Below are 8,227 nucleotides of genomic sequence, written 5' to 3'. Positions count from 1 at the left end.
ATGCACTTAGTATCCGTTCTCGTAAATCTAGCGAATAGGGGGCTGCCATTTTTTCCTTTTATTCTAAATTGCTGTGGTGCGTTTGGTCTCAATTTGCTGTATGAGGAAGCAATTGGTCAATGCGAACAAGTATTACAACAAAATCCTGATGATGTTGATGCGTTATATGGCATGTCTTGCTGCTATGCCTTACAGCACAAGATTGACGAGTCTCTCAAATATCTTGCCCTAGCAATCAATCAACAACCTGAAGAAACAAAAAATCGAGCTAAGGAAGATCCTGAATTTGATGGCATTAGAGAGCATTTGATTATTTATGCGATTACGTAATTCTAAAAAGATTTAGCGATCTCCAATTTTAAATACTCGCCATGACCTGATTCATGGACAAACTTAGCTTAGGAAAAACATTAGAAACAACTTGGTCATTCTCTCGATAAACCTTCTCAACATAAGTTCCATTTACTAAACTAAGCACCGAAAAAGAACCTAAGAGAAAATCAACAATCCAATATTCAGGAATACCAAATTGAGCATATTCTTCGCGCTTTTCTACAGTATCCACAGTACGGCAAGTTGGACTAACAATCTCAATTGCTAATAGGCAAGGCTCATACAACATATCAGGCTGATTACCTAACCCTCGCTTCTGCTCTAGAGTCATCACCAATACATCAGGTCGGCGCGTGCGTTTACCATTAAATATTTCAGTGCTATTAACACGTACACAGTAAGGTAATTGATATTGCTGTACTGCTGATTGTAAAAAAAATGCCAAGAACATCATGACATCGTTGTGAAATACTGTTGCTGGAGTCACTTCAATTAGTTCTCCATCATTAAAGTCATAACGCTTATCAGTGCCGTCATTATAGGTCAGGTATTCTTCAAAGGTGATTTTTCTAGTAGTGGCAACAGTCATCAGTTTGTAACCTCTCTGACTATATTGAATCTTGATCGTTATTGTAACAAAGCAAATCTAAACCTTTCTCAAAAATCTCATCGATCGCCAGCATCTCACCGTCAGTAGTCATGAACTTATGATCCTTAGTAGCTTTAATGCGATCGCCATTTTCTAACTCATACTCAAAGACTTCTTGATTGCCGCGATCGTGCCATTGGGCGACTGGTTGAGTATAGACAAAACCATTCTCATCGACGCTATAAACCTGACATTCAATTTGATGCTCGACAATTTTACCGATCGGCATCACCCCATATTCCACAGTTCGCACTAAAGTATCGTAACTAAGACAATACTCCGCAAAAATCACCATTTGATCGAAGAGATCATTAGAAATCTCTGATCTAATTCCATTTTTGGCACAGCCATCAAGAAAAATAGAACGTTGCTTTTCCATCTCTTCAGGCTTCTTTTTTCCCATCGCCCGCCGCAATAAGTCCGCCGCCCCAAGGGAATATCCTGCCAAATCCTGAGCCATTTTCATGATCTGCTCTTGATAGCAGTTATGGGTAACGACTCCATTAGCAAGAAAATAGGGAGAACTTTGATCTTGCATTTCGATATCAAAGCATTCAGAGACTCCCCAATCTTCAACGGATACTACAAACACGGGAATTACTTCATTTAGAGAATTAACATCTAACTGGAAAAGTATTGATCCATAAGTGATAGTATTTTCTGTCTCAATTAAAGGCTTTAACTCATAGGCAAACTGATCACCCTGTGGTGTCAGAAAGCGATGCTCTGGGGTACAGTAAATTTCTGTATCTGTTGATAGAGTGATTTTAACAATTGATTTAATTCCACTTTGCCATTGTTTAGCAACTTTTGCTGACCATATACGCTTACCATCTGAAGAGAGAATTACATCCTCTTTACGAATATTCTCAATGGCGGTACTTGTGCCATTAGGCTTAGCAATTAAAGTTCCTTTTGCAAGGCACAAAACTCCGTAGGTATTATTTAGAATTGGCTCTAATGTGTGATGCTGATACTCAATCGCTTCTCGACCATGCTTACGATTAATGAATTTGGGAATTAGTCCCGCATCCAAAGGCCCGGGACGGTAGAGCGCTAAAATGGAAGAAATATCTTCAATATTGGAAGGCTTAAGATCTTTTACAATCTGCTTCATACCTGAAGACTCTAATTGGAAGATTCCTTCTAAATCGCCTTTTTCCAAAAGCTTATAGGTCTTTTGATTTGCATCCGTAGCCATATCAGGAGCGATCGCATCAATATGAAAATTTGGCTCTTGATTTTCACGAATTAACTTACTAGTATGCTCAATTGTAGTCAAGTTCCGTAATCCCAAAAAGTCCATTTTTAATAGACCCAGAGATTCTAAATCTTCCATCGTGTATTGTGTCACCACCTGCCCTTCATTGCTGCGTTGCAATGGCACAACCTCATCAAGGGGAAATGGCGAAATCACCACCCCCGCCGCATGAACACCCGAACTTTTGTTCACCCCTTCAATCCGCATCGCCATGTCGAGCCATTCAAAGACTTTTTCATCCTGCTTATAGCGATCGCGAAATTCTGGAGCAGGCGACTCCTCTGAAATCATTGTCTTTAACTTAGCAGGCTTACCTCGCGACACAGGAATCATCTTCGCCATCTTATCGGCTTCACTATAGGCAACATCCAGCACCCTTCCCACATCTTTAAGAACTGCCTTGGATGTCAAGCGGTTAAAGGTAACAATTTGGGCAACTCGTTCTTGCCCATAGCGCTGAGTTACATAGTCAATTAACTCACTGCGGTGATCAATACAAAAGTCTGTATCAATATCAGGCATAGACTTCCGTTCAGGATTGAGAAAACGCTCAAAGAGAAGTCCATGGTGAATCGGGTCAATATTGGTAATCCCAAGGGAATAGGCAACTAGTGAACCTGCGGCACTCCCTCGTCCCGGACCAACAGGAATATGCTTATCTCTGGCGTATTTGATATAGTCCCATACCACCAAGAAATAGGTGGAAAAGCCCATCTGCATGATAATTCCCAGCTCAAAACGTAGTCTTTCTTGATAGTTATCAGGAATCTCAGCATGGGTAGTGACATTAAATCGTTGCAGTAAACCCTGCCATGTTACCTCTTCAAAATACGTATCAGCAGTATGACCTTCAGGTATTGGATAGTCGGCAGCGCGAGGATCGCGCATGAGGTCATAAGCTTTAACTTTTGCGGCAGCATGGAGCGTATTAGCCAGCGCTTCTTCGATCACATCATCTTCCAAATGATCCCGAAATAGCTGCTTCATCTCATCATAGGATTTCAGATATTCCATACCGCTATAACGCAGTCGTTTCTCGTCGGAAATTAGCTTGCCTGTTTGGATACAAAGCAATGCGTCATGGGCTTCCACATCCAAACAAGATGTAAAGTGGGAGTCATTAGTCGCGATTACCTTAATATCAAATTCTCTAGCAATCTTGCAGATCTCCACATTCACAATGCGATCCTCAGGATAGCCATGATCTTGAATCTCTAGATAATAATCATCCCCAAAATGCTCTTTGTACCAAGCGACAACTTCCCTTGCTAAATCAGGATCGCCTTTTAAGATTGCCTGTGGCACTTCTCCCGCCAAGCATCCTGACGTGAGCATCAAACCTTCTTTGTATTGGAGTAAATAGTCTTTGCTAATGCAGGGCCGAGCAAAAATACCTTTGCCCTGAAACCCTTGCAAATGGGAAATAGAGGTTAGTTTAACAAGATTGCGATAGCCCTGTGTATCTTTAGCAAGAACGCATTGATGATATTTTTTTTTCTTCTCTTGCTTGGTAATGTCGCCGTTGAGGACATACATTTCATTACCAATAATCGGTTTGATCCCCTTTGATTTGCAGGTTTTAATTAGCTCGATCGCACCATACATCACCCCATGATCGGTTAAGGCGATCGCAGGCATCCCCAGTTCGACAGCGCGACTGACCATATCAGGAATTTGGCTTGCCCCATCGAGCAAACTATATTCAGTATGAACGTGCAGCCCAACAAATCCAGTCATAACGATCTCAAAAATCAAATCTAGACAGCTATAGATTAACACGAGGTTAATAAACGTTTTATGGCATAAAAAAAGAGAAGAGTGCAAGCACTCTTCTCTTTTTTTATGCCTTGACTATAGCTTAGTAGTCGAAGTCACCGCCAGCAGACATTGCACCGCCGCCACCAGCGCCCTTATCTTCAGGCTTGTCAACGACAATACATTCTGTGGTCAAGATCATGCCTGCGATCGAAGCGGCATTTTGCAAAGCCGAGCGAGTTACCTTAGCAGGGTCAACGATACCCGCCGCAAACATGTCTTCAAATTCACCAGTGGAAGCATTGAAGCCGATGTTAAAGTCTTTCTCGCGGACATGTTCAGCAATAACTGCACCGTTAAAGCCAGCATTTTGAGCGATTCGCTTCACAGGAGCCGCCAAGGACTTAGAAACGATGATTGCGCCTGTCAATTCTTCACCACTCAAGTTTGCATTTGCCCAAGTGAACAATTCAGGAGAGAGGTGAGCCAAGGTTGTACCACCACCAGGAACGATACCTTCTTCAACCGCAGCCTTAGTTGCGTTGATGGCATCTTCCAAACGGAGCTTACGATCCTTCATTTCGGTTTCCGTTGCTGCACCAACTTTGATTACAGCTACACCACCAGAGAGCTTAGCCAAACGCTCTTGGAGTTTTTCCTTGTCGTAGGAAGACTCGGTTTCTTCGATTTGACGACGGATTTGCTCAACACGGGTCTTAACTGCGTCTTCGTTGCCATCAGCAACAATGGTTGTAGTGTCTTTGGTGATGATGATGCGACGAGCTTTACCAAGTTGATCAATCTTCACAGCATCAAGGCGTAGCCCTGCGTCTTCGGTAATGACTTGAGCGCCTGTGAGGATTGCCAAGTCTTCAAGCATTGCCTTACGACGGTCGCCAAAGCCAGGAGCCTTGACCGCAGCGACGTTAAGAACGCCACGCAAGCGGTTAACAACTAGAGTTGCCAAAGCTTCTTTTTCAATATCTTCAGCGATAATGATCAAAGGACGACCAGAGCGAGCAACTTGCTCAAGTACAGGAACTAGTTCTTGGACGAGGGCAATCTTCTTGTCGGTGATCAAGATAACTGGCTCTTCAAAGGAAGCTTCCATGCGTTCTGCATCGGTGACAAAGTAAGGAGAGATATAGCCCTTTTCAAAGCGCATACCTTCGGTAACTTCCAATTCAGTAACCATGGATTTTCCTTCTTCAAGGGAAATCACACCTTCTTTACCGACTTTATCCATTGCTTGAGCGATCATTGCGCCGACTTCTTCGTCATTACCAGCAGAAATGGTTCCAACTTGAGCGATCGCCTTAGAATCTTCGATGGGCTTAGCGTGTTCTTTGATCTTGCCAACCAAGAAAGCAGTTGCCTTATCAATACCGCGCTTGAGGGCAATTGAGTTAGCACCAGCAGCAACGTTGCGTAGACCTTCTTTAACAATGGCGTGAGCCAATACGGTGGCGGTGGTAGTTCCATCTCCAGCAGCGTCATTGGTCTTAGATGCAGCTTGACGAATTAAAGCTACACCAGTATTTTCAACGTTATCTTCTAGTTCAATTTCTTTAGCGATGGTGACACCATCATTAACGATTTGAGGAGATCCAAACTTCTTCTCAAGAACTACGTTACGACCTTTTGGTCCTAGGGTTACAGCAACTGCTTCAGCCAAGATATCCATACCACGCTCAAGGGCGCGACGTGCATCTTCGTTATAAATGATTCTTTTAGACATAGTTTTTAGTAGTTAGTAATTGAGAATTGGTGACTTGGGCAATTAGCTGTTAGCAATTAGCTGTTAGCTTTCTTGAACAAAGATAATTTTCTTGTGGAGAAATTGATCTTCAGATTGGCTAAAAGCTAAGAGCCAACAGCTAATCGCTAAATTATGCAACGATCGCTAAAATATCTTTTTCGGCTAGCAATACATACTCATCTGTGCCGAGTTTGATGTCAGTGCCAGCATATTTGGAGTAAAGAACTTTGTCTCCAACTTTGACTTCGAGGGCTTGGCGCTCGCCTTTGTCATCGAGTTTGCCAGGGCCTACGGCGGCAATTTCGCCGACTTGAGGCTTTTCTTTTGCGGTTTCAGGCAAGAAAATTCCGCCTGCGGTCTTTTCTTCTTTAGCACTTACTTTAATAAATACGCGATCGGCTAAAGGCTTTACGGTAGTTACGTTTAATGTCGTTGTTGCCATTGATATTCACTCGTTTGACTAGCATTTTTGGCTTTGTCTAGAGCGGTTTAGCACTCTAGTTGACTGAGTGCTAATCTAACCGAAATGGTTGCAATGTCTATAGTGTGGTTTACCGAACTGAAGCAGTCAGAAGTTATAAGTAATCGAGTGGTAGCGCTTCGCGCTACCACTCGATTACTTATGCAGATGCCTAAGCAGATGCAATTACAGTCGCGAACTCTTCTTGTTGTTGGGCAGCGCTGTTGTTGTCGATTTCCTGTTCTGGTTCAGAGCCATCGGCAATTCTTTGCTGTTGTAAATCTAGAGCAGCTTTGATCACGCCTTGAAATAGGGGATGGGGACGGCTAGGTCGAGACTGAAACTCAGGGTGAAACTGGGTGGCAATGAAATAAGGATGGCTGGGCAGTTCAATCGCTTCAACTAAGCGTCCATCGGGTGAAGTGCCGCTAATGATGTAGCCAGCGTCGGTAAATTGGGCGCGATAGGCATTGTTAAACTCGTAACGGTGACGATGGCGCTCATAGATTACAGATTCGTTGTAGAGCTGATGCACAAGGCTGTTGGGGGCAAGACGACAGGCATAGAGTCCTAATCGCATTGTGCCACCGAGGTTAACGACATCCTGTTGTTCGGGTAGGAGGTGAATGACGGGATTTTGGGATTCAGGGGCAAATTCGGCGCTATTGGCATCACTGAGATGTTGGACATTTCTTGCCCAGTCAATTACGGCGCATTGCATTCCTAAACATAGCCCTAGGAAGGGGATTTTATGATCGCGGGCATATTGGACGGCGGCGACTTTACCATCGACTCCACGGTGTCCAAAACCTCCTGGAACAACAATGGCATGGACATCGCTAAGGAATTTTGCTGCGCCATAGGTTTCAATATCCTCGGAGTTGACCCAGCGCAAATTGACATTGCTATTAACTGCGATCGCACCATGCTTGAGGGCTTCAATTACAGAGAGATAGGCATCGGTCAAACGTACATATTTACCAACGATGGCAACTTCCACTTGATGCTCAGATCGATAAAGGCGCTCGACAAGGGTTTGCCAACTGCGGAGATCGGGCTGACGTTGTTGCATACCCAAGAGTTTTAAGACTTGTTCGGCTAAGCCTTCCCGTTCCATTGCCAGTGGCACTTCATAGATGCTCTTGACATCTTGCCCCGTCATGACGCATTCAGGTAAGACGTTACAGAATTCAGAAATTTTGTCTTTAATATTTTGAGGCAATGGGCGATCGCTGCGACAAACTAAGATATCAGGCTGAATCCCCACGGACTGTAATTCTTTGACGGAATGTTGTGTGGGCTTGGTTTTCATTTCGCCCGCCGAGGCGATCCATGGCATTAGGGTCACATGCATGTACACGACATTCTGGCGACCAACATCTTTGCGAAACTGCCGAATTGCTTCGATAAAGGGTAAGGACTCAATATCGCCTACTGTGCCGCCAATTTCGACGATAACGAGATCGGGATTGCCATTGTTGGCAACACGATGGATACGTTCTTTAATTTCATTGGTGATGTGCGGAATCACCTGTACTGTGCCGCCTTGATAGTCGCCCCGACGCTCTTTATTGATTACGCCTTGATAGATTGCACCTGTGGTGACATTGCTGAGCTTTGACATCGAAGTATCGGTAAAGCGCTCATAATGCCCCAAATCGAGATCGGTCTCTGCACCATCCTCGGTGACAAAGACTTCCCCATGCTGAAACGGACTCATCGTACCAGGGTCAACGTTGATGTAAGGATCAAGTTTGAGAATGGCGATTGAATAATCTCTAGATTTTAGTAACCGCCCCAAGCTGGCGGCAACGATGCCTTTCCCAATACTAGAGACAACTCCGCCAGTTACAAAGATATACTTAGCCATAAAATTTCTGGAAAACGCGATCGTTATAGGTTGCATTGGCTTTTTTTTGCACAACCAATGCTTAACTAGGCGATTATATATCTTTAAGTCGCGCCTTAGGCTGTAGTTGCCCCCTTTAAACGTGACAGCAGGAGGTTTAG

At 43.9% G+C, this 8,227-nt stretch carries 6 protein-coding genes; 1 reads left to right on the top strand and 5 read right to left on the bottom strand.

From position 1 onward, the window contains the following. On the top strand, positions 1 to 330 hold a 330-nt coding region (locus tag H6F41_RS01545; RefSeq protein ID WP_190401691.1), incomplete at its 5' end, for a TPR end-of-group domain-containing protein. A gap of 28 nt (positions 331 to 358) precedes the next feature. Here H6F41_RS01545 and H6F41_RS01540 read toward each other — a convergent pair. From H6F41_RS01540 to H6F41_RS01520, 5 genes are all read right to left on the bottom strand, one after another. After that, positions 359 to 922 carry a Uma2 family endonuclease gene (locus tag H6F41_RS01540; RefSeq protein ID WP_190401690.1) on the bottom strand — a complete coding sequence of 188 codons (564 nt, stop codon included), beginning with the start codon at positions 920 to 922 and terminating at the stop codon, positions 359 to 361. A 19-nt stretch (positions 923 to 941) separates the two neighbouring features. After that, a complete protein-coding gene (dnaE, locus tag H6F41_RS01535; protein WP_190401689.1) occupies positions 942 to 3,980 on the bottom strand; it encodes a DNA polymerase III subunit alpha in 3,039 nt (1,012 codons plus the stop codon). Between the two features lie 121 nt (positions 3,981 to 4,101). Further along, positions 4,102 to 5,736: a chaperonin GroEL gene (groL, locus tag H6F41_RS01530; protein ID WP_190401688.1), complete on the bottom strand. Its 1,635-nt coding sequence runs from the start codon at positions 5,734 to 5,736 to the stop codon at positions 4,102 to 4,104. Positions 5,737 to 5,887: 151 nt separating this feature from the next. Further along, positions 5,888 to 6,199 (bottom strand): co-chaperone GroES, encoded by a 312-nt coding sequence (gene groES, locus H6F41_RS01525; RefSeq protein WP_103669214.1) that lies wholly within the window; start codon positions 6,197 to 6,199, stop codon positions 5,888 to 5,890. Positions 6,200 to 6,389: 190 nt separating this feature from the next. Then, positions 6,390 to 8,087, bottom strand: a complete 1,698-nt coding sequence (locus H6F41_RS01520) for a CTP synthase (protein ID WP_190401687.1) — start codon at positions 8,085 to 8,087, stop codon at positions 6,390 to 6,392. Positions 8,088 to 8,227: the final 140 nt, after the last annotated feature.

It is taken from the genome of Pseudanabaena mucicola FACHB-723, from assembly GCF_014696385.1.
In the GTDB taxonomy this organism is placed as follows: domain Bacteria; phylum Cyanobacteriota; class Cyanobacteriia; order Pseudanabaenales; family Pseudanabaenaceae; genus Pseudanabaena.
Note: the sequence above shows the minus strand (reverse complement) of the source record. Positions and strands in the feature narration are given on the sequence as shown.

Coding starts and splice junctions, on each gene's coding strand:
- H6F41_RS01540 (WP_190401690.1), bottom strand. CDS start 922: ATGACTGTTGCCACTACTAGAAAAATCACCTTTGAAGAATACCTGACC.
- dnaE (WP_190401689.1), bottom strand. CDS start 3,980: ATGACTGGATTTGTTGGGCTGCACGTTCATACTGAATATAGTTTGCTC.
- groL (WP_190401688.1), bottom strand. CDS start 5,736: ATGTCTAAAAGAATCATTTATAACGAAGATGCACGTCGCGCCCTTGAG.
- groES (WP_103669214.1), bottom strand. CDS start 6,199: ATGGCAACAACGACATTAAACGTAACTACCGTAAAGCCTTTAGCCGAT.
- H6F41_RS01520 (WP_190401687.1), bottom strand. CDS start 8,087: ATGGCTAAGTATATCTTTGTAACTGGCGGAGTTGTCTCTAGTATTGGG.